Origin of the sequence: Bacillus cereus group sp. BfR-BA-01347, assembly GCF_022663835.1 — a bacterium.
Classification (GTDB): Bacteria; Bacillota; Bacilli; order Bacillales; family Bacillaceae_G; genus Bacillus_A; species Bacillus_A thuringiensis_K.
Genome location: NZ_JAKUGG010000001.1, coordinates 23,892 through 43,255, shown reverse-complemented (window position 1 = coordinate 43,255; position 19,364 = coordinate 23,892). Strand labels below are relative to the sequence as shown.

The following is a 19,364-nucleotide window of genomic DNA, read 5'->3' as shown; positions in this document are numbered from 1 at the left end:
TTTTAATTTTTCATTAATTTGTTCCACTCATCTTCAAAGTTGCTATATGGTTTAGAACTTTCTGGAGCAGATTCAACAACTACATCTTTTTCTTTTTTCCACTCACGGTATCCGTAATATAAAACCACTAAAGCAGCGATACCGATTAATGCTGGCGAATGAGAAAGTGCAATGGATAAACCGATTAAACCAACAATACCCCAAGCTAACTTTCCAAAAAATGATTTAGCTCGCACAAATGATTTATAGCTCCAATATACAACTCCTGCTCCGATTGCGAACCCTACAATACCAGCAAGACTACCAAGAGCAATTAAAGCCAAAATACCGGCTGCGATAAACGCTAGAAATTGTTTCATCTTGTGCTTGCCTCCCTTCGATTTGATACTCTTATCTTAACTATTTTTTCATCTTTCCATAACGAGCTTAAGAACCGTTTTTAACTCAGACTTAAGACCGAGTCATATTCAGCCCTTTACGCAAAAAAACGTGCAGAGTCTATTCTCTGCACGTTTTTTTAATTACTAACATTCATATTAAATTAAGCTGTTTTATGATACTTTTTTTTCTCAGCTACTTTCGAAAACCTTGGAAACCCAATTAAAATAGAAACAATCCCACATACTCCAACTAAGATTGGATAAAATGCATATGGTAACAATTCAACCGGAGATAACGCTGCAAATCCTGCTGCCGTTAACATTTGGGCACCGTACGGAATTAATCCTTGCACACAACATGAGAAAAGATCTAATACACTCGCTGATTTACGAGGGTCTATTTCATATTGATCTGCAATATTTTTTGCAAGCGGGCCTGTAAAGATAATTGAAATCGTATTATTCGCTGTACACATATTTGTCATACTCACTAAACCAGCAATACCAAATTCCGCTCCTTTTTTCGAACGAATATTACGTGTTAATACATTCATTAAATATTGAATACCACCATTATATTGGATTAATTCAACCATACCGCCAATTAATATAGCAAGTAATACTAACTCCATCATACCGCCCATTCCAGTCGTTACACTTTTAAAGAAACTTTCTAACGTGTAACTTCCATCTATAAGACCGATAACACCAGATAGTACAGTTCCACCAGTTAATACAATAAGTACATTCCAGCCAAGTAGCGCTGTAATAAGTACTCCTGCATACGGTAAAATCTTTATCCAATCAAAGCTATGCGCTTTAACCTGCGTATCACTTCCTGAAGTAACTATTACTAATAGTACAATTGTGATAATAGCTGCTGGTAATACAATTAAAAAGTTCGTTTTAAACTTATCTTTCATTTCTGTTCCTTGTGAACGAACAGCTGCGATTGTTGTATCTGAAATAAATGATAAATTATCACCAAACATCGCTCCGCCAACAACAGTAGCCATCGCAAGCGCAATTGAGATATCAGTTTGACCACTAATACCTACAGCAATCGGTGCTAATGCTGCAATTGTTCCCATTGAAGTTCCCATCGCTAATGAAATAAACGCAGCAATAACAAAGATTCCAGCTATGATAAATCCTGGCGGTAAAATAGTTAACGCTAAATTAACAGTTGAGTCTACTCCGCCCATTCCTTTAGCAGTTTCAGAAAATGCACCTGCAAGCACAAAAATTAATACCATAATCATAATATCCGGATTTCCTGCACCTTTAGCGAACCGCTCGACTTTCACATTAAAACTTTCTTTACGATTCATCACTAAAGCGACTCCTACAGCAATTGAAATCGCTACAAGTATCGGCAATTTATAGAAATCACCTGTAATAATTCCAGAACCAATAAATAGCGCCAAAAATATCCCAAGTGGTAATAAAGCTAAACCATTTCCTCTCGTTTCTTTCAAAGTACCATCTCTCCCTAGTTTCAACCTTTTTCTAATGAATAACAAAAGACCTCTTCCAATGAGAAGAGGTCTTATACATCTATAAGAAACGCTCTTCTCATCTTTCAAGCACACGCTTGCTGGATTTGGCACAGCACTCTGAAATCGAGTCCGCTGCCGAGGCATCGTAGGGCCAGTCCCTCCGCCTCTCTTTATAAGAAGGTTTCATATTTATTTTTTAATAATAATTTCTTTCCTAACTTTACTCGCTTACAAAACAAAAGTCAATTGTTTTTTGTATAGATTTTTTTGGTAATTATACAAAAATGTGAATACAACAATCATTTTAACTTTTCGATTTCTTCTTCTAATATTGAAATCCAATAAAATTCACTATTTTTTATTGCAGCTAATATCCATTTCGTAGTGTACCAAGCTAACTCATACTCTTCCTTCGTGACATCGCCACTTTTATAAGCATCCTCTAGCTCCTCTTCATCTAATACATACACCTTACCGCTAGATAATAATACTACATCTAAATATAAATCATCAAAATAAGGTAAACCACGATCGTCTATTTTATATTCTTTCGCCACATCGATATAATATTGCACTAATTTTTTCTGATCATCTAACATAGCGGTAATCGCAAAGTTTTTCCCGTCTATGAAATATTGAATCCACATATACTGATCCGCTGCAATACAAAGTTCTTCACCATCATATTCTTTACAACTAGGCTTCCTCACCTTTTTTATATCCAGTATTCCGAGCATCCCCTCTTCCACTTGCTTAACCGTATAACCCTTCTCTATTAGCCTCTTCCACGAAGAACCGTCACCATATTTACGTTTCATTATGTCTGCTCCTCTTCTATATACAGAAAAGCTCCCACATATTATGTGAGAGCTTGTTCATATTATAATTAAGCCGCTTGACCCTTTTCAGAAATCTCTTTTAAATAAGCTTGTCCTTTTTCAGCGTCATATTGACCTTCCCACTTAGACATAACTACAGCTGCTAAAGAGTTTCCTACAACGTTAACTGCTGTACGAGCCATATCTAAAATACGGTCAATACCAGCAATGAACGCTAAGCCTTCAGGTGGAATACCTACTGTACCAAGTGTCGCTAATAATACAACGAATGATACGCCCGGTACACCTGCGATACCTTTTGATGTAACCATTAATACAAGCAATAATGTAATTTGTTGTGTAATAGATAAATCAATACCGTACATTTGCGCTAAGAAAATAGCCGCAATTGCTTGATATAAAGTTGATCCATCTAAGTTAAATGAATAACCTGTCGGAATAACGAAAGATGTAATTGCTTTCGGACAACCGAATTTCTCCATTTTCTCCATGATTTTTGGTAAAACTGTTTCTGAGCTTGCTGTAGAATACGCTAAAATCAGCTCGTCTTTTAAAATCTTAAAGAATTGGAAAATATTAATTCCAAATATTTTCGCTGTAAGTCCTAAGACAACTACTACGAAGAAAATCATTGCTCCATATACGACAATTAGTAATTTCCCTAATGGAATTAATGAAGCAAGACCAAATGTAGAAACTGTAACACCAATTAGTGCAAACACACCAAATGGTGCAAATTTCATAACTTGGTTTGTTACGTAAAACATTGCGTCAGCTACACCTTGGAAAAATTGAAGAACTGGTCTTCCTCTTTCACCAATTGCCGCTACACCTAAACCAAATAGTACAGAGAAGAAGATAATAGCAAGCATATCTCCGTCAGCTAATGACTTCATAATGTTCGTTGGAACAATATTTACAAATGTATCTGCAAATGAATGACTTTGTACTTGCTCTGTCGTATGTGTATATTTCGAAATATCTGTCTTTGTTAACTGCTCCATATTTACGCCTTTTCCTGGTTGGAAAATATTCGCTATTAATAGACCAACAATAATTGCAATTGTTGTAATAATTTCAAAGTAAATAATTGTTTTTCCGCCTAGTCGACCTAGTTTTTTAACATCGCCAACACCAGCAACCCCAACAACAATGCTTGCTACAACAATCGGTACAACGATCATTTTAATTAATCGGATAAAAATATCACCAATTGGTTGTAAGTACTTCACAACAGCTGGATTATCAAAGAAAATCGCCCCAACCGCAATACCAAGTGCAAGTCCTATTAATATTTGCCATGCAAGTCCTATTCTTTTCATATTTGTTGTAACCCCCTCTTCGATGTGTCACTCTATCTCTCATTCTATCTCTATAAAACTTGAAATTAAGAGTATTACATATTATTCGACAATTCACTACATTTTGTCCCTGTTAAAAATCATAAATCAAAAATTTAAATCTGACAACAAAATAACTTTGCCCGAACACAAATAATTTTCTTGACAAAAAGCAGACCCATGTCAGAAAACCTAACATGAGAACGATTCCTCACTAGTGTTTTATTAGCTTTCCAAGCAATATCTCATCTCATAAAAACGATTACTTTCCTCCTTTATTTTACAGATAAATCCCAAAATATACCTTTGTTACACATATGAATAAAATGTAAGCACTATGACAATTACAGTTGAAAAATGATAAATTCCGACAAAACTTAGCAATTTTATAAATTTTTCTTTACATTATGATTACAACGATAGACACCCTTCTTCTTATGATATATAACATTCATAGGGAAAGGAGTCAGACAACAATGAAAAAGAAATTTGCAGCGTTTAGTGTTTTAGCAGCAGGAACGATTTTTGCTTCCCCGTTACTTTCACCCGTATACGCTGAAACGAATCAAGATAAATTATCTAATATTCAATCTGAATTAGAAGGCAAACAAAGTGACTTACAAAATAAATCAGTCGAGAAAGAACAAATAGAAAAAGAAATTCAAGAATTACAGAAGAAAATCGATGAATTAACTACTTCTATTAATAAAAATGAGGCTGAATTAAACGATACAAAAAAGGAAATTAGCAAAACGCAACAAGTAATTACTGATAAAAAGAAACATATAGAACAATTACAAACAAACATAGATACACGTCAGGAAGTTATTAAACAACGATTACAATCTATGCAAGAAAAACCGCGTACAAATATCATTACAGAAGTATTAACAAACTCTACAAACATTGCTGATCTTGTTGATAATATGTACTCCGTAAGTTTAATATTAAACAACGATACAGATATTGTAAAAAAACAAACATCTGATCAAAATGCTGTAACAACAGAAAAAGAAGCTGTTGAGAAAAAAGAACAACAACTGAAAGAATCTGAACAAAAACTAGAACAAAAACAGCAAGAATTACAAAATAACCAACAACAGCAACAAACCCTTATTAACGATCTACATACGAAAGTAGCAAAAGTAGATTCAGAGATTGAAGGATTAGAAGAATCCAAAGGCATTTTAGAAAATCAACGTCAAGCTGTTCAAAGAGCAATTGAAGAAGAAAAACGTGCCGAAGAAGCTCGTAAAGCGGAAGAAGCTCGCAAGCAACAAGCTACTAAATCTGCTCAAAAAGCTCAAGCAGCCCCAACACCACATGATACAAATATCGGTGGCTTTATCAAACCAGCAGCCGGATCAAAAACTTCCGGATTTGGTGTACGTTCTTTAGATAACCATAAAGGAATTGACATCGCTGCTTCGGGAACGGTTCCAATTATCGCTGCTGCAGATGGCGTTGTTATTCGCTCAGAATTATCATCTAGTTACGGAAACGTAGTGTATTTATCTCACCGTATAAACGGAAAAACATATACGACAGTATATGCTCATATGAATAGCCGTTCTGTATCGAATGGACAAACTGTAAAACAAGGCGATCAGCTTGGATTTATGGGGAATACGGGCCAATCATACGGACAACATTTACACTTCGAACTCCATCTTGGAGAATGGAATGTCGGCAAGACAAACGCAGTTGACCCATCTCCTTATATCGGATTATAAAAAACCTCGGTGCCTACCGAGGTTTTTTTATTTATACTTCACACAATATAGGCATTCTACATAGACTATAACTAAATGCCTCTAGTTTACGAGGTGATCCATATGAATACGCAATTACAACAAAAAATAGAAGAAGCTAGAGCGACATATATCAGCCGGATATTTACATTTGGCGGCTCAGTTTTATTTTTAATCGGTTCATTCCTCGCAGTCACCACAGCCTATAAAGCATATAATCATCTATTACATTCAACAACATAAAAAAGACGGGAGCTCCCCGCCTTTTTTTATGCAAACATTTTAAATACACCTATCGCATTTAAAAATACAATTATTACAGTTATCGGAATAATATAACGAAGTAAGAAGAACCAAATGTTAAATAACGTTTCCCCTTTCGTTTCCGTCACTTCTAATTCTTTCATCAACAATTCTTTACTCATTTTATTTGGTACAAATAATGAAATAGCTAGTACCCCTAACGGTAGCAATACGTTACTTACTGAAAAGTCGACTAAATCAAAGAATGTTTTCCCAAATATTTTCACGTCACTCATAATCCCAAATGATAACGCTGATGGAATACCGACTGCAAAAATAAGAATACCAATTAATAATGATGCTGATGGACGCTTCTTCTCATTACCTTTCGCAACAGATGCTACTACTATTTCAAGCATTGAAATTGCTGATGTTAAAGTCGCAAAGAAGAATAAAATTAAAAACATAATAAAGAAAAATTGACCAAATGGTATTTTTGCAAATACTGCTGGAAGGACGATAAACAGTAATCCTGGTCCTTCAGTCGGTTTAACTCCTAATGCGAAAATCGCCGGGAAAATCGCTAATCCTGCAAGTACTGTAACAAAAACAGTTAAACTTACAATAGATGTTGCTGATTTCGCTAAATGTTCCTCTTTCTTTAAATACGAACTATACGTTACCATTACTGAGGCACCTACTGTTAGCGAGAAGAAAGATTGTCCCATCGCATATAAAATCGTATCTGCTGTAAGCTTTGAAAAATCTGGCTTTAAGAAGAACTCTACTCCAGCAAAAGCACCATCGAGTGTTAACGCACGAACAATAATCGCAATAAATAAAATAAATAATAGCGGCATCATGTACTTACTTGCCTTTTCTATACCTTTCTCTACACCTTTACTTACAACAAAAATCGTACAAAGCATAAAGATAAATTGCGCTCCAATCGCACTTAATGGATTGGAAATCGTTTCACCGAACAATTGTCCATAATCAGCTACTCCATTCCAGAAACTTCCTGTCACACTATAATATAAATAAAGTAAAATCCATCCACCTACAACACTATAAAAAGATAGTACACTAAAACAAGTAACAACTCCCATACGACCAATCCAAGGATATAATTTGCTATTTGGCACTAGTACTTTATAAGCTGTAACCGCCTCTTTTTGCGTGCTACGTCCAATAACAAACTCCGCTATTAGAAGAGGCATACCTATAAATAAAGTTAATAGTAAAAATACAAGGAAGAATGCGCCTCCCCCGCCATTACCTGCAACATATGGAAATTTCCATATCGCACCAAGACCTACTGCGGCTCCGGCTGCTGCGAGTACAAAGCCGATTTTCGACGTCCATTGCTGTGTTTCTTTCATCATAAATTCTCCTTTTCTGAATATTTAAACTTTTGTTAATTATACACTTTCATTTCATACTCGCACACCTCCTTTAGAAAATAAAAAAGTCCCCTACACGCAAATATGCATGTAGAGGACGATATATGTAATGTAAATACCGTGGTACCACCTCAATTGGATTGATAAATCCCACTTGTTCAAGTACAGGAATAATTCCGATACTCTATCCTTTTAACGGCGGAACCCGGGTTGCCTACTACAATGTTCAACATACCTCTCGCAAGCCCATTCTGTATATTTTATCGTACCGGGCTCCCACCTAACCCCAGCTCTCTGAACGCATCAAATATACGTACTCTTCTTGCTCATCGATTTCATCTATTGAAGTTACTTGTGATTATAAATTATATTTTTATATTTGTAAAGCGCACTTTATCTTTTATTATTTTAAAACCTTTTCCTCTAATTCTCGTAAAAAACTTTCTCTTTTCCCCTCGTTTTGCACATATACTGATTTCAACACTTCTTGGAGCAATATATTTCGTTCCCTCTTTTCTAACTGTAAATCTTTTAACTTCACCCTTACTTCATATAAAAAATCTAAATACGATTCATATGTCTCATCATATTTATTTGCAATCTCATCTCGAATTTTTTTTGCAAACTTCGGGCTCGCTCCCCCAGTAGAAACTGCTATATTAAGCAAACCACGATGAATCGCTGCCGGAAAATGAACATTACCACTTTCCGGATTTGTAATAACATTTACTAATTGATTCTCGGCGGCATCTTCAGCAACTTGTTCATTTAATATCGAATCACTACTTGCTGCAACAACTAAAAAAGCACTTTTAATATCACTTTTTTCATATTTTCTTTGATACCAACGAATTTTCTTTTCTTCCACAAGTTTTACTAAATTCGCATCTAATTCTGGACTGATCACAACTATATCCGCACCTTGTTTGAGTAAAGGAATAATTTTAAATCCTGCAACTTTTCCCCCACCAATAACAACAACGCGTTTCTCATTAACTCGCACTGTAAGTGGATACATACTGATCTCCTTTCAATAACTCCGTCGTTTTCTGAATTAACATATCTTGAAACGCTTCATTCTTCCCTAAATATGGACTGATTTTTATCTCTTCCCATTCATATTGGCGCACTTCTTTCTCAATATGTTTCATAAGTAAACCTGTAAATAACAAGTAAGGCAGTACAACGATATTCTTTTCTTTTCGTTCTACAACTTCCTTTAACTTCTCCTCAAATTTTGGCTCTGCAGCCGCTAAATAACAAACTTCTACTTTTTTAACCTTCTCTTTTGTTTGAAATAAAGAAGCAATCCAGTTTATATCTCTTAATACTTCAGGATCACTGCTCCCTCTTGCAACGAGAAGTAATGTCACTTCATTTTTATCTTCCTGTTCGATGCCACTTCCGCTATACACCGATTTAACAAGTGTTTCTGATACACCAAACGGATTACCATAAGTCACTTTAACATTCGGATATTGATTATTGAGCTTTACCAATTCAAACGGAATATCTTTCTTCACATGACCTGCCGCTAATAAAAAAACAGGGATAGCAATAATCTCTGTGGCCCCACGCTTCACACATGTACGAAAACCATCTTCAATAGAAGGATTCGCTAACTCTAAAAAACAAACTTCTTGAATAGTCGCTTCTATACGGCTCATGCACGATGTAATAAATTGAATCGCCTCTTCTTTCGCTGTCTTCAAACGACTTCCATGACATATATATAAAACGGCTTTCATTTTACAACACTCCACTTACTTGATAAGCATTTTCTGTCTGCTTCTCAAACCAATGAATTTTTTCTCTAAAACGGACAACTTCTCCAATTACAATCATGCTCGGATTTTGAATTTGCTCTTTTTTCGCAACATCTACAATTGTCCCTAACGTTCCAACAACTGTGCGCTGCATAGACGTCGTCCCCTGCTCAATAATAGCAGCTGGCGTACTTTTATCTTTTCCATGCTTCATAAGTTGCTCACATATGTAGAGCAAATTACTAACCCCCATATATACCGCTAAAGTCTCTACACCTTTCGCTAAACTTTCCCATTTCACTTCTTCTTCAGCACCTTCTTTCCTATGCCCAGTCACAATAGCAAAACTTGCACTTGCATCACGGTGCGTCACTGGAATACCAGCATAAGCAGGTGCGGCTATTCCAGACGAAATACCTGGGACGATTTCAAATGGTACACCTTGCTTTGCTAATGCTTCGGCTTCTTCTCCCCCTCTACCAAACACAAATGGATCGCCGCCCTTAAGCCTTGTTACAACTTTTCCTTTTTTCGCATACTTAATAAGAAATATATTAATTGTTTCTTGCTTCATCGTGTGATAATTCGGGAGTTTCCCGCAATAAATCAAATCCGCTTCAGGCTTTGCGTGTGAAAGCAGCTCTTTATTCACAAGACGGTCGTATAAAATAACATCTGCCTTCTCAATACATTTCAATCCTTTAACAGTAATTAAATCTGGATCACCAGGACCCGCTCCAACAATATAAACCTTCCCCATCATCTCTCCTCATTTCTACTATTAAAGTGAAACTTCCATCCTTATATATGAATGGAAGTTTTCATTTCTTCATATTTCAATGTTCCTTACTCATGAATAACAAAGGCCGCGCTTTTTCGAATCTTCTTTTTTTCAAATAAAGCAATCTCCTTTACCTCTGGTAACGGTAAAAAATGTTTTTCAAGCTCCATCTCCGCCATCTTAAATGCCTGTTCTTCACTTTCAGCAACAACAACAATTGGAACAATGCTACTCACTAATACCGCTTCAAATCGATATAAATCCATATTGCCCCTCCTAAGACGCTATTACTTCTTCTAACACGTTATTTAACGCTATTTGTAATGTCTCTATACCAACACGACCTACAAAATCATAAAATGTTTCGGCTGGTAATTTGTTCTCTTTGAAATAACTTATAAATGATGCGAGTACATCAGGTAGATCCTCGCCATCTATTTTTCCTTTTAACTTTTGATTGTAGGCACCGCCATCTAACAATGTTCCACCTACGTATATTTCAAACGCTTCAACAATGCCTTTTTCCTTCGTTTTCATTTTCACCCCTTGTAACCCAATGTCAGCAATTTGACGTTGACCACATGAATTCGGGCAGCCTACCATATGAATTCGAACTGGAACATCGAGTGCAATTTGTGTATCTAAGTATTCTGCAATTTTTCTTAATCTTTCTTTCGTTTCTACTAGTGCAAGATTACAATATTCAATACCGGTACATGAAACCGCATAACCAATAAATGATTTCGGGCTAGCAGATATCGCTTCAAACAGCGGTTCACTAAGTAATCCTTTTACATTTTCCGGAGGAACGTTCGGAATAATGAAGTTTTGCGAGTTACATGTACGAATTTGTCCATTTCCATATCGCTTTGCAATTCTTGCAATCTCAAACATTTCTTCTGCATGTAAACGACCTACCGGTACATTAAAACCTACATATTTTAATCCCTTTTGTTTTTGGTCTTGAACACCATAAAAATAGCCTGCATTCCATCCTTTGAGTGCACTTTCCCCTTTACTTTGTAAAGGCCCTGTATACTCTATTAGTTTCTCTTTAAATTTCTCTGCTCCCCAGTCCGCAACAAGAAATTTCAACCGAGCTAAATGACGTTTTTCACGATATCCAAAATCACGGAATATAGTAGCAATTGCAATCGCCACCGCCTTCACTTCTTCTGGTAAAACGAATACATCTAATTCATCAGCTAAATACGGTCGAGCTGATAATCCTCCACCTACTTTTATATGAAAACCAACTTTTTTCTCACCATCTATTTCTTTCGTTGCAGGCGTAAATGCAACACAGTTAATTTCTGCGTTTGCTGAATTATAAATATTAGAACTAATAGACATTTTAAATTTGCGTGGCAAGTTAGAAAACTCTTCATTATGTTGGAAGTAATCATATACTTCTTTTACAATATGCGTTGTATCGAATAGTTCATTTGCATCAATGCCAGCAAGCGGATTACCTGTAATATTCCGCGTTATATCACCACAAGCCCCCGCTGAAGATAACCCAACTCTTGCTAATCTTTTAAAAATATCTGGAATTTGCTGAATTTCTAACCAGTGAAACTGAATCGCCTGTCTCGTCGTAATATCTATTACATCACGTCCATAATCTTCAGCGATAGAAGCAAGTACTTCTGCCTGTGCATTTGTAATAATCCCCGACGGAATATTTACCCGCATCATAAAATAACCAGCTTCTTTCGGTCTTTGTAAATACAAGCCTGCCCATTTAAAGGCATCCCACTCTTCTTTCGGAATAGATTTGAAACCATTTTCCGCATAGTAAGGAATATCATTGAAAATTTCTAAGCCATCTTTTTCTAATTTATTTTTCTCGGTCTGATTTAATTTTTCATTGTTAGCCCATACTTTTTCATAACTCATTGTTTATCCCCCTATATAAAACTACGCTCTTGTAAGTACTTCACGATTTGTTCTGCACATTCTTCAATAGAATATTTGTGCGTTTCTACAATTAATTCCGCTTGCTCTGGCTCTTCATAAGGCGAATCAATACCTGTGAAATCCTTAATATCACCTTTCCTTGCCTTTTTATAAAGTCCTTTCGGATCACGTTTCTCACACTGTTCAATCGGACACTTCACAAAAATTTCAATAAATTCATCTGCCTCTAATAAATCTCTTACTTGTTTGCGGTCTACTCGAAATGGTGAAATAAATGCTGTAAGGACAACTGCTCCTTGATCTACAAATAACTTTGCCACTTCGCCAATACGTCTTATATTTTCCATGCGATCACTTTCAGAAAATCCTAAGTCTTTATTTAAACCGTGGCGAATGTTATCCCCATCCAGCACATAATTTCCAATATTCTTTTCAAAAAGTTTACGAGCGACCGCATTCGCTACTGTAGATTTACCCGAAGCTGATAAACCAGTAAACCAAATTACAAAACTATGATGTCCATTCTTCACTCTTCTCTCATCTTTTGAAACCGAAGCTGTGTGCCAAGTAATATTCGTATCCATCTCGTTCTCTCCCTATTCTGTTACTACTTCTTTTTTCAAACCTTTAATTAGCACTTCCACTACTTCTTTACGACTAAATGTACTTGGCGGAATCTCACCGTTTCTTAATAATTCTCTTACTTTCGTACCCGATAAAATAACATGATCTTCTTTTCCGTGCGGACATGTTTTCGTTGAAGCCATCGCTTCACATTTCGTGCAGTAAAAACTATGTTCAAAGAATAGTGGTGTAATTCCTAACTCTTCTATCGTAAAATTTGTGAAGATTTCTTGCGCTTCATACGTTCCGTAATAATCTCCTACTCCAGCATGATCACGCCCTACTATAAAGTGGGTACATCCAAAATTCTTTCTTACTAACGCATGAAATATCGCTTCCCTTGGTCCTGCGTAACGCATGGCAGCAGGAAATACACTTAAAAAGACACGATTTTTCGGATAATAGTTTTGAAGAAGTACTTCATAGCTTTCCATTCTTACATCAGCAGGAATATCATCCGATTTCGTTTCTCCGACGAGCGGATTTAAAAAGAGACCATCTACAATTTCAAGAGCAGATTTTTGAATATACTCATGGGCACGATGTACCGGGTTTCTCGTTTGAAATCCGACCACTGTTTTCCACCCACGTTTTTTAAATGCTTCCCTCGTTTCAATTGGGTCTAAATGATAAGAAGGAAATTGATTATTTTCAAAGCGTTTTGTTAGAATAATAGTTCCTCCAACGTAAACGTTTGGTCGTTCATATAATTTTTTCACTCCTGGATGAGCCTCATCCGTTGTTTTATATACAAGTAACGCTTCTTTTTCTTTATCTGGTACAAAAATATCTTCTATTTGAATGACACCGTATATCTTTCCGTTGTTGACAAGCTTTACTTCCTCTCCAGTCTTCAGGCTTTCTGCGACTTTTTCTGTTACCGGTAATGTAATCGGTATACTCCACACACTACCATTTGCTAAACGAAGCGTTTCTACAACTGAATCATAATCTTCCTTCCCTAAAAAACCAGTAAGGGGGCTATATCCACCTATCGCCAATAGTTCTAAATCACTTAACGCAATATTGTCTAATTTAATTTCTTTTTCAATTTGTGATACGTCATATGTCTCATCTATACGGTTTACTAATTCGTTTACTATGCTCATTTTTCTATATCCTCTCTTAGATTTATTTCAAGATTCATCTTATTGGTAATGAAGACCACATTCAGTTTTCACTTTTCCAGCCCATCTACCATCTCTTGAATCGCCACCATCCCCTACAGGTAACGTACATTTCTCACACCCAATACTTGGATAGCCAACATCATGCAACGGGTTATACGGCAAGCTATGTTTGTATACATATCGCCAAACTTCTTTCCACGTCCAATGAATGAGTGGACAAACTTTAATAGATTGAAAACGATGATCTTGATTTATAAACTTTGTATGCTTACGTGTTTCTGATTGTTCCCTTCTTAAGCCCGATATCCATGCTTTTTCCACGACTAATGATTTTTCTAAAGGTAAAATTTTTCTAATCTTACAACAAAGATTCGGATTGCTCTCCCACAGTTTTTCACCATGCAACTTCGCCTGTTCATCAAGTGTAAGTTCTGGCTGTTTTTCTATAATATTCAATGAAGGAAATCGTTCCCGCACTTTTTGAATTAATTCATACGTTTCTTGAAAATGAACATTTGTATCCAAAAATACAACTTTAGCAGATGGATTTACTTGGTTTATAATGTGCAGCAATACCATACCTTCCACCCCAAAGCTACATGCGTAGACAACCTCATCTTTATATTCTTTATAAGCCCAATTTAATACTGATAACGCGCCTTTTGTTTCATCTTCTTCCGAAAACGAAACAACATTTTCTTCCCACGTTTCATACGTCAACATGTTTTTTCCCCCTGTAAAAGCAAAAAGACGGTTTTAACCTAATGAAAATAGGTTAAAACCGCCTCTAGTTTTTCTAGTCAGCGCTTTTCACTTTAAACGTACTTTTTCACTTTTCTCTAACTGAATTACTTTTCCATCTTGCACAACAATTGTAATTGAACCATATTTCATATCAGCAAGCATCGCTTCAATCTTCTCGGATACTTCATCAAAATGTTCCCGTAAACTCACGCGAACAGCCCCCCCTTTTTATTCATAAAAAAAATCTTTCCCATTTCGAAAAGACTGTTCGGTAATATATTTTACCTTATCTTTCAAAATGGATCCCATTTTGCTGGATTTAGCACCTTGCTTTCTATAAGCAGGTTGCCGAGCTTCTTCGGGCCAGTTCCCTCCGCTTCTCTTGATAAGCTTTGTATTTGTATTTTATCACAATTCTGATTTTTTTCAATCCTAGTTTTCCGATATATTTTAATTATTTTATTTTATAAAAAAGGAATTGCCCATTCGAACAACTCCTTTTCCTATTTAGACAAGCTCTTTAATACGTATGCGATCGTTCCCAATAATATTTTCATATGTTTCGCGTTCCACAACTACTTGCGATGTTCCGCCTTTTGCAAAGACAACGGCTGGTCTTCGAATCCGATTGTAATTATTCGCCATCGAATACCCGTAGGCTCCTGTACAGGAAACTGCTAGTAAATCAGCAGAAGCGACTTTTGGTAAATGAATATCCCAAATCAACATATCTCCACTCTCACAGCATTTCCCAGCAATCGAAACGAGTTCCTCATTCTCATCATTCCCTCGATTCGCTAACATTGCTTCATAACGCGCACTATATAAAGCAGGTCTTAAATTATCTGTCATTCCACCATCGACTGATACATATTTCCGAATACCAGGAATATCTTTCACAGATCCAACTGTATAAATTGTTGTCCCAGCATCACCTACAATGCTACGGCCTGGTTCAATCCATATTTCTGGCAATGGATATTCACATACAGTAAATTGTTCTCTCACTGCACTTGTTACAGCTCGCACATATGTCTCAAGAGTTAATGGTGTATCCGACTCTGTGTAGCGTATTCCAAATCCCCCGCCTACATTTAGCACTTTTACTACATAGTTTGTTTGCTCTCTCACTTCTTCTAAAAATTGGCGAAGAACTTCAATTGCTCGAACAAAACCAGCTGTTTCAAATATTTGCGATCCGATATGTGAATGAATCCCTAGCACATTATAATTTGATTTTTGTAAAGCAAATCCAATTGCCTGCATCGCTTGACCGTTTGAAACGCCAAATCCAAATTTCGAATCATCTTGGCCTGTTGTAATATATTCATGTGTGTGCGCCTCTACTCCAGGCGTTACACGAATTAATATGTTCACAAATTTTCCATGTTGCATCGCTAAATCGTGTAAAACTTCTAATTCAAAGAAATTATCTACGACAAAACAACCAATATTCGCCTGAAGAGCCATCACTATCTCTTCTTCTGTTTTATTATTTCCATGAAAATGAATACGTGATGCTGGAAATCCTGCTTGGAGCGCAGTATATAATTCTCCCCCAGAAACAACGTCTAATGACATATTCTCTTCACGAGCTACTCGGCACATCTCCATGCACAAGAACGCCTTGCTTGCATATGCTACTTGATAAGAGAAACCACTTTCTTTAAAAGCACGATGAAACGCTCGGCATTTTCCTCGAATAGACTCTTCATCGTATACATAAAGTGGTGTTCCGTATTGCTTTGCTAGCTGCGTCGTATCGCACCCTCCAATTTCTAAGTGTCCTTGCCCATTAATTCGGCTTGTGCCGTGTAAATACATTTAAATTCCTCCCTTATTTCCTCTAAAACTCATAACCCCAATCTTCTATTCATTGCAGCACGCTTTTAGATAGACAAAAAACGCGCGGAACAATGTTCACACGCGTTTCTTATTAGGAAAAATATATATTGAAAAAATAAACGAGTTGTTATCTCCTCAAAATAAGAAACCGCATCAACATCTCCAAATAGCTCTCCATAAAATAAATCTTATGACAGTACTACATTTATTCAATGCAGTCCCAATATATGAATAAGATGGTTATTCTTATATTTCGGCAATAGTCCCTTTCAACCTATGATCACAGATTCCATTAAATCTCCCATAGCTTACTCTTTCCTATCGCGGCCTCTACCTTTGAGAGTAGATGAGGTAAGTCTATTTAATTTTCAAACATCTAATTGTTGCTATTAACAATACCAAAGGACCATTTTATTTGTCAAACAATTTTTTATATTGTTTTTTTACAGTTTAGTTTGGTATCGTTTGGTAAGCGCTTTACTGAAATCTTTGTCACTTCCCATTCGCCTTCTTCGTTATTAAATGTAATCGTTACCTTCTCAAATGGTGGAGCAATTTTCCCAGCAACACGTTCATACTTTGTCACTTCAATACTTGCTTGAAATAAATATGTACCGCTATACACTTTTTTTAAACTAATAATTTTAGGACATTGATAAGGTTTCAAACTTCCATATTGTTTTTCAATTGCTTTATTTATTTTTGGAAATAAAACAGAATAAAGTGCATCTTCCATAAGAGGTGGATCATATTGGGCTACCGACACACTCGGTGAAGTAAAAAGTACAACACTACTGCATGCTATAAAACATAATAATTTTCGCATTATAACCTCCGTATTATCACGCGATTCTTTCTGCGTACGATAATTATCATACATAGAAATTCTGTTTTATTGTCTCCCACCACTCTTTTTCTACTCGATTATTATAAAAAAGCCCACAACCTTCTTTTATTTTCGTATAATGATACTCATAGTATAATAATCATAATAACAAAGGACTGTTCGTATATATAAAATGAGTCGTTAAGCAAACTGACTCTCAAGAACTGTCATGCTTTTTAGGAGAGGAGTATATTATGCTACAACATCTGTTTCCAAAACTGCGATTTGCACTCGTTGCAGTCGTTTTACTATGGATTAAAACATATATTGTGTACAAGCTAGCATTTGATATTAAAATTGATAATTTCTTTGAAGAATTCATGCTTTTTATCAATCCACTAGCTGCGTTACTTTTATTTTTCGGCTTAGCTTTACTTGCATCTAAGCACCGAAACCGAATTATAATTGGAATCAGTTTTATACTGTCATTTATTTTATTTGGAAACGCAATGTTTTATGGGTTCTATAACGATTTCGTTACTTTCCCGGTTTTATTCCAAACAAACAATATGGCTGATTTAGGGACAAGTATAAAAGAACTCTTTACGTACAAAACATTACTTTTATTTGCAGATGCAATTATTTTAATGTTTATTTCGCGTAAATTCCCATCATTTGGCGACAAAACACCACTTTCCCGCTCAGAGAAGCGAACTTTCTTTAGCGGTGTAACAGCTTTATTAGCACTACAAATTGTTGTATCAGTTATTTATAAACCACAAATGTTCTCACGCTCATTTGACCGTCAAACTGTCGTGAAGAATTTAGGTTTATACACATATCATCTATTTGATATTACGCTTCAATCCAAGTCTTCAGCTGAGCGTGTATTTGCAAGTGGGGATGGGTTTTCTGAAATTAAAAACTATACAGACTCAAAAGACAAACAAGTTGATAAAAACTTATTTGGAGCTGCAAAAGGTAAAAATGTAATTTTAATTTCAATGGAATCTACACAAAGCTTTGTTATTAATAAAAAAATAAATGGAAAAGAAATTACACCATTTTTAAATGAATTTATTAAGGATAGTTTCTATTTCGATAACTTCTATCATCAAACTGGACAAGGTAAAACTTCTGATGCTGAATTTATCGTTGAAAACTCACTTTATCCGCTAGATCGTGGTTCTGTATTCTTTACTCATGCAACAAATGAATACACAGCGACACCAGAACAATTAAAGAAATACGGATATTCTTCTGCTGTCTTCCATTCAAATGATAAAACGTTTTGGAATCGGGATGTAATGTATCCTGCGCTTGGATATGATCGTTACTTTAATTTAAATGATTACGCAGGAACGGAGCAAATGTCTGTCGGTTGGGGATTAAAAGATAAAGAGTTCTTTGAACAATCTATTCCAAAGTTAAAATCTTTACCGCAACCGTTCTATACAAAATTTATTACATTAACAAATCATTTTCCGTTTCTTCTAAATCCGGAAGATCAATATGTTGATGAATTCAACTCGGAAAGTGGTGTTGTAAACCGCTACTTCCCAACTGTTCGTTACACAGATGAAGCTCTTAAATTATTTATTAAACAATTAAAAGAAGAAGGATTGTATGATAATTCCGTTATTGTCATCTATGGTGATCATTACGGTATTTCCGAAAACCATAACGCAGCTATTGCACAGTTCCTAGGAAAAGATACTATTACACCATTCGATTCTATGCAATTACAACGAGTCCCTCTTATTATTCATGTGCCTGGCCAAGAAGGAAAAGTTGTTTCTAAAGTATCCGGTCAAATTGATATTAAGCCAACGCTCTTTCATTTACTTGGTATTAAAACAAATAAATCCGTTGAATTTGGAACTGACTTATTTATTAAAGAGAAAGATCCGCTTATGGTAATGCGTGATGGTAGCTTTGTTTCTGAAGAGTATGTTTATACAAAAAATATGTGCTACAAAAGAAGTACAGGTGAAGAAGCTGACATGGCGCTATGTCAGCCGTATATTGAAAAAGCAAAAACAGAATTAAAACTCTCCGATAAATTAATTTATGGAGATTTGTTACGCTTCGATCCTAATAATCGATATAAAACCGGAACGATGACAACGAAATTTGAATAGTAAAGGAAGCAACTTTATACAAGTTGCTTCCTCTTTTTATTTTCACTTAATTTTCAAACCATCCTTCTATGAAATCTTTCACAAATTGGTAATTTTTTTCGTATGAGGAATAAATTTATGGTATGATAAAAT

General features: G+C 35.7%; 19 protein-coding genes, 3 riboswitches and 1 other annotated feature. Of the genes, 3 read left to right on the top strand and 16 right to left on the bottom strand.

Translation table 11 applies throughout. From position 1 onward, the window contains the following. Positions 1 to 2: 2 nt before the first annotated feature. The 4 genes from MR143_RS00230 to gltP all read right to left on the bottom strand — a co-directional run bounded on the left by MR143_RS00230 (position 3) and on the right by gltP (position 4,040). Positions 3 to 359, bottom strand: a complete 357-nt coding sequence (locus MR143_RS00230; RefSeq protein WP_000808640.1) for a lmo0954 family membrane protein — start codon at positions 357 to 359, stop codon at positions 3 to 5. A 182-nt stretch (positions 360 to 541) separates the two neighbouring features. After that, positions 542 to 1,858, bottom strand: coding sequence for a Na+/H+ antiporter NhaC family protein (locus MR143_RS00225; RefSeq protein WP_000665488.1), 1,317 nt, complete (start codon positions 1,856 to 1,858; stop codon positions 542 to 544). A 94-nt stretch (positions 1,859 to 1,952) separates the two neighbouring features. Further along, positions 1,953 to 2,058: riboswitch (SAM riboswitch) on the bottom strand. Between the two features lie 120 nt (positions 2,059 to 2,178). Continuing rightward, the gene (locus MR143_RS00220) at positions 2,179 to 2,697 is read right to left on the bottom strand and encodes a ribonuclease FAU-1 family protein (protein WP_000824650.1); all 519 of its coding nucleotides are present in this window, start codon (positions 2,695 to 2,697) and stop codon (positions 2,179 to 2,181) included. 68 nt (positions 2,698 to 2,765) lie between these two features. Next, a complete protein-coding gene (gene gltP, locus MR143_RS00215; protein WP_000821126.1) occupies positions 2,766 to 4,040 on the bottom strand; it encodes a glutamate/aspartate:proton symporter GltP in 1,275 nt (424 codons plus the stop codon). A 494-nt stretch (positions 4,041 to 4,534) separates the two neighbouring features. Here gltP and MR143_RS00210 point away from each other — a divergent pair, with 494 nt between their 5' ends. Both MR143_RS00210 and MR143_RS00205 read left to right on the top strand, forming a co-directional pair. Next, a complete protein-coding gene (locus MR143_RS00210) occupies positions 4,535 to 5,791 on the top strand; it encodes a murein hydrolase activator EnvC family protein (protein ID WP_242280588.1) in 1,257 nt (418 codons plus the stop codon). A gap of 102 nt (positions 5,792 to 5,893) precedes the next feature. Further along, positions 5,894 to 6,052, top strand: a complete 159-nt coding sequence (locus MR143_RS00205) for a hypothetical protein (RefSeq protein WP_001095999.1) — start codon at positions 5,894 to 5,896, stop codon at positions 6,050 to 6,052. 26 nt (positions 6,053 to 6,078) lie between these two features. On the opposite strand, the gene MR143_RS00200 is transcribed toward MR143_RS00205, so the two are convergent. The 12 genes from MR143_RS00200 to MR143_RS00145 all read right to left on the bottom strand — a co-directional run bounded on the left by MR143_RS00200 (position 6,079) and on the right by MR143_RS00145 (position 17,091). Continuing rightward, on the bottom strand, positions 6,079 to 7,434 hold the full coding sequence (locus MR143_RS00200; protein ID WP_199718198.1) for a sodium-dependent transporter: 1,356 nt from the start codon (positions 7,432 to 7,434) through the stop codon (positions 6,079 to 6,081). Between the two features lie 111 nt (positions 7,435 to 7,545). Further along, positions 7,546 to 7,794: a binding site (T-box leader), on the bottom strand. Between the two features lie 64 nt (positions 7,795 to 7,858). Further along, the gene (locus MR143_RS00195) at positions 7,859 to 8,473 is read right to left on the bottom strand and encodes an NAD(P)-binding protein (protein ID WP_199718200.1); all 615 of its coding nucleotides are present in this window, start codon (positions 8,471 to 8,473) and stop codon (positions 7,859 to 7,861) included. Next, positions 8,448 to 9,203, bottom strand: a complete 756-nt coding sequence (locus MR143_RS00190) for a sirohydrochlorin chelatase (RefSeq protein ID WP_199718202.1) — start codon at positions 9,201 to 9,203, stop codon at positions 8,448 to 8,450. Before MR143_RS00190 ends, MR143_RS00195 begins: the two co-directional genes overlap by 26 nt. A 1-nt stretch (position 9,204) precedes the next feature. After that, positions 9,205 to 9,981, bottom strand: coding sequence for a uroporphyrinogen-III C-methyltransferase (gene cobA, locus MR143_RS00185; protein ID WP_000521258.1), 777 nt, complete (start codon positions 9,979 to 9,981; stop codon positions 9,205 to 9,207). Positions 9,982 to 10,067: 86 nt separating this feature from the next. Continuing rightward, positions 10,068 to 10,268, bottom strand: a complete 201-nt coding sequence (locus tag MR143_RS00180; protein ID WP_000366922.1) for a DUF3906 family protein — start codon at positions 10,266 to 10,268, stop codon at positions 10,068 to 10,070. A gap of 10 nt (positions 10,269 to 10,278) precedes the next feature. After that, positions 10,279 to 11,901: a nitrite/sulfite reductase gene (locus MR143_RS00175; RefSeq protein ID WP_000119627.1), complete on the bottom strand. Its 1,623-nt coding sequence runs from the start codon at positions 11,899 to 11,901 to the stop codon at positions 10,279 to 10,281. Between the two features lie 11 nt (positions 11,902 to 11,912). After that, positions 11,913 to 12,506 (bottom strand): adenylyl-sulfate kinase, encoded by a 594-nt coding sequence (gene cysC / locus MR143_RS00170; protein WP_000380505.1) that lies wholly within the window; start codon positions 12,504 to 12,506, stop codon positions 11,913 to 11,915. Between the two features lie 12 nt (positions 12,507 to 12,518). Further along, on the bottom strand, positions 12,519 to 13,655 hold the full coding sequence (gene sat / locus MR143_RS00165) for a sulfate adenylyltransferase (RefSeq protein ID WP_199718204.1): 1,137 nt from the start codon (positions 13,653 to 13,655) through the stop codon (positions 12,519 to 12,521). A 39-nt stretch (positions 13,656 to 13,694) separates the two neighbouring features. Then, a complete protein-coding gene (locus tag MR143_RS00160; RefSeq protein ID WP_000959020.1) occupies positions 13,695 to 14,399 on the bottom strand; it encodes a phosphoadenylyl-sulfate reductase in 705 nt (234 codons plus the stop codon). An 87-nt stretch (positions 14,400 to 14,486) separates the two neighbouring features. Continuing rightward, complete coding sequence (locus MR143_RS00155; protein ID WP_000058410.1) at positions 14,487 to 14,630, bottom strand: YezD family protein; 144 nt, start codon at positions 14,628 to 14,630, stop codon at positions 14,487 to 14,489. Between the two features lie 73 nt (positions 14,631 to 14,703). Then, a riboswitch (SAM riboswitch) is annotated at positions 14,704 to 14,812 on the bottom strand. A gap of 115 nt (positions 14,813 to 14,927) precedes the next feature. Beyond that, on the bottom strand, positions 14,928 to 16,244 hold the full coding sequence (lysA, locus tag MR143_RS00150) for a diaminopimelate decarboxylase (RefSeq protein ID WP_000280643.1): 1,317 nt from the start codon (positions 16,242 to 16,244) through the stop codon (positions 14,928 to 14,930). Between the two features lie 180 nt (positions 16,245 to 16,424). Further along, positions 16,425 to 16,606: riboswitch (Lysine riboswitch) on the bottom strand. 89 nt (positions 16,607 to 16,695) lie between these two features. Then, positions 16,696 to 17,091: a DUF3888 domain-containing protein gene (locus MR143_RS00145; RefSeq protein WP_001228752.1), complete on the bottom strand. Its 396-nt coding sequence runs from the start codon at positions 17,089 to 17,091 to the stop codon at positions 16,696 to 16,698. Positions 17,092 to 17,345: 254 nt separating this feature from the next. Here MR143_RS00145 and MR143_RS00140 point away from each other — a divergent pair, with 254 nt between their 5' ends. After that, positions 17,346 to 19,232, top strand: a complete 1,887-nt coding sequence (locus tag MR143_RS00140; protein ID WP_000939081.1) for an LTA synthase family protein — start codon at positions 17,346 to 17,348, stop codon at positions 19,230 to 19,232. Positions 19,233 to 19,364: the final 132 nt, after the last annotated feature.

Excerpts from the sequence above, each read along its gene's own strand:
- MR143_RS00230 (WP_000808640.1), bottom strand. The coding sequence starts at position 359 with ATGAAACAATTTCTAGCGTTTATCGCAGCCGGTATTTTGGCTTTAATT.
- MR143_RS00220 (WP_000824650.1), bottom strand. The coding sequence starts at position 2,697 with ATGAAACGTAAATATGGTGACGGTTCTTCGTGGAAGAGGCTAATAGAG.
- gltP (WP_000821126.1), bottom strand. The coding sequence starts at position 4,040 with ATGAAAAGAATAGGACTTGCATGGCAAATATTAATAGGACTTGCACTT.
- MR143_RS00210 (WP_242280588.1), top strand. The coding sequence starts at position 4,535 with ATGAAAAAGAAATTTGCAGCGTTTAGTGTTTTAGCAGCAGGAACGATT.
- MR143_RS00205 (WP_001095999.1), top strand. The coding sequence starts at position 5,894 with ATGAATACGCAATTACAACAAAAAATAGAAGAAGCTAGAGCGACATAT.
- MR143_RS00200 (WP_199718198.1), bottom strand. The coding sequence starts at position 7,434 with ATGAAAGAAACACAGCAATGGACGTCGAAAATCGGCTTTGTACTCGCA.
- MR143_RS00195 (WP_199718200.1), bottom strand. The coding sequence starts at position 8,473 with ATGTATCCACTTACAGTGCGAGTTAATGAGAAACGCGTTGTTGTTATT.
- MR143_RS00190 (WP_199718202.1), bottom strand. The coding sequence starts at position 9,203 with ATGAAAGCCGTTTTATATATATGTCATGGAAGTCGTTTGAAGACAGCG.
- cobA (WP_000521258.1), bottom strand. The coding sequence starts at position 9,981 with ATGGGGAAGGTTTATATTGTTGGAGCGGGTCCTGGTGATCCAGATTTA.
- MR143_RS00180 (WP_000366922.1), bottom strand. The coding sequence starts at position 10,268 with ATGGATTTATATCGATTTGAAGCGGTATTAGTGAGTAGCATTGTTCCA.
- MR143_RS00175 (WP_000119627.1), bottom strand. The coding sequence starts at position 11,901 with ATGAGTTATGAAAAAGTATGGGCTAACAATGAAAAATTAAATCAGACC.
- cysC (WP_000380505.1), bottom strand. The coding sequence starts at position 12,506 with ATGGATACGAATATTACTTGGCACACAGCTTCGGTTTCAAAAGATGAG.
- sat (WP_199718204.1), bottom strand. The coding sequence starts at position 13,655 with ATGAGCATAGTAAACGAATTAGTAAACCGTATAGATGAGACATATGAC.
- MR143_RS00160 (WP_000959020.1), bottom strand. The coding sequence starts at position 14,399 with ATGTTGACGTATGAAACGTGGGAAGAAAATGTTGTTTCGTTTTCGGAA.
- lysA (WP_000280643.1), bottom strand. The coding sequence starts at position 16,244 with ATGTATTTACACGGCACAAGCCGAATTAATGGGCAAGGACACTTAGAA.
- MR143_RS00145 (WP_001228752.1), bottom strand. The coding sequence starts at position 17,091 with ATGCGAAAATTATTATGTTTTATAGCATGCAGTAGTGTTGTACTTTTT.
- MR143_RS00140 (WP_000939081.1), top strand. The coding sequence starts at position 17,346 with ATGCTACAACATCTGTTTCCAAAACTGCGATTTGCACTCGTTGCAGTC.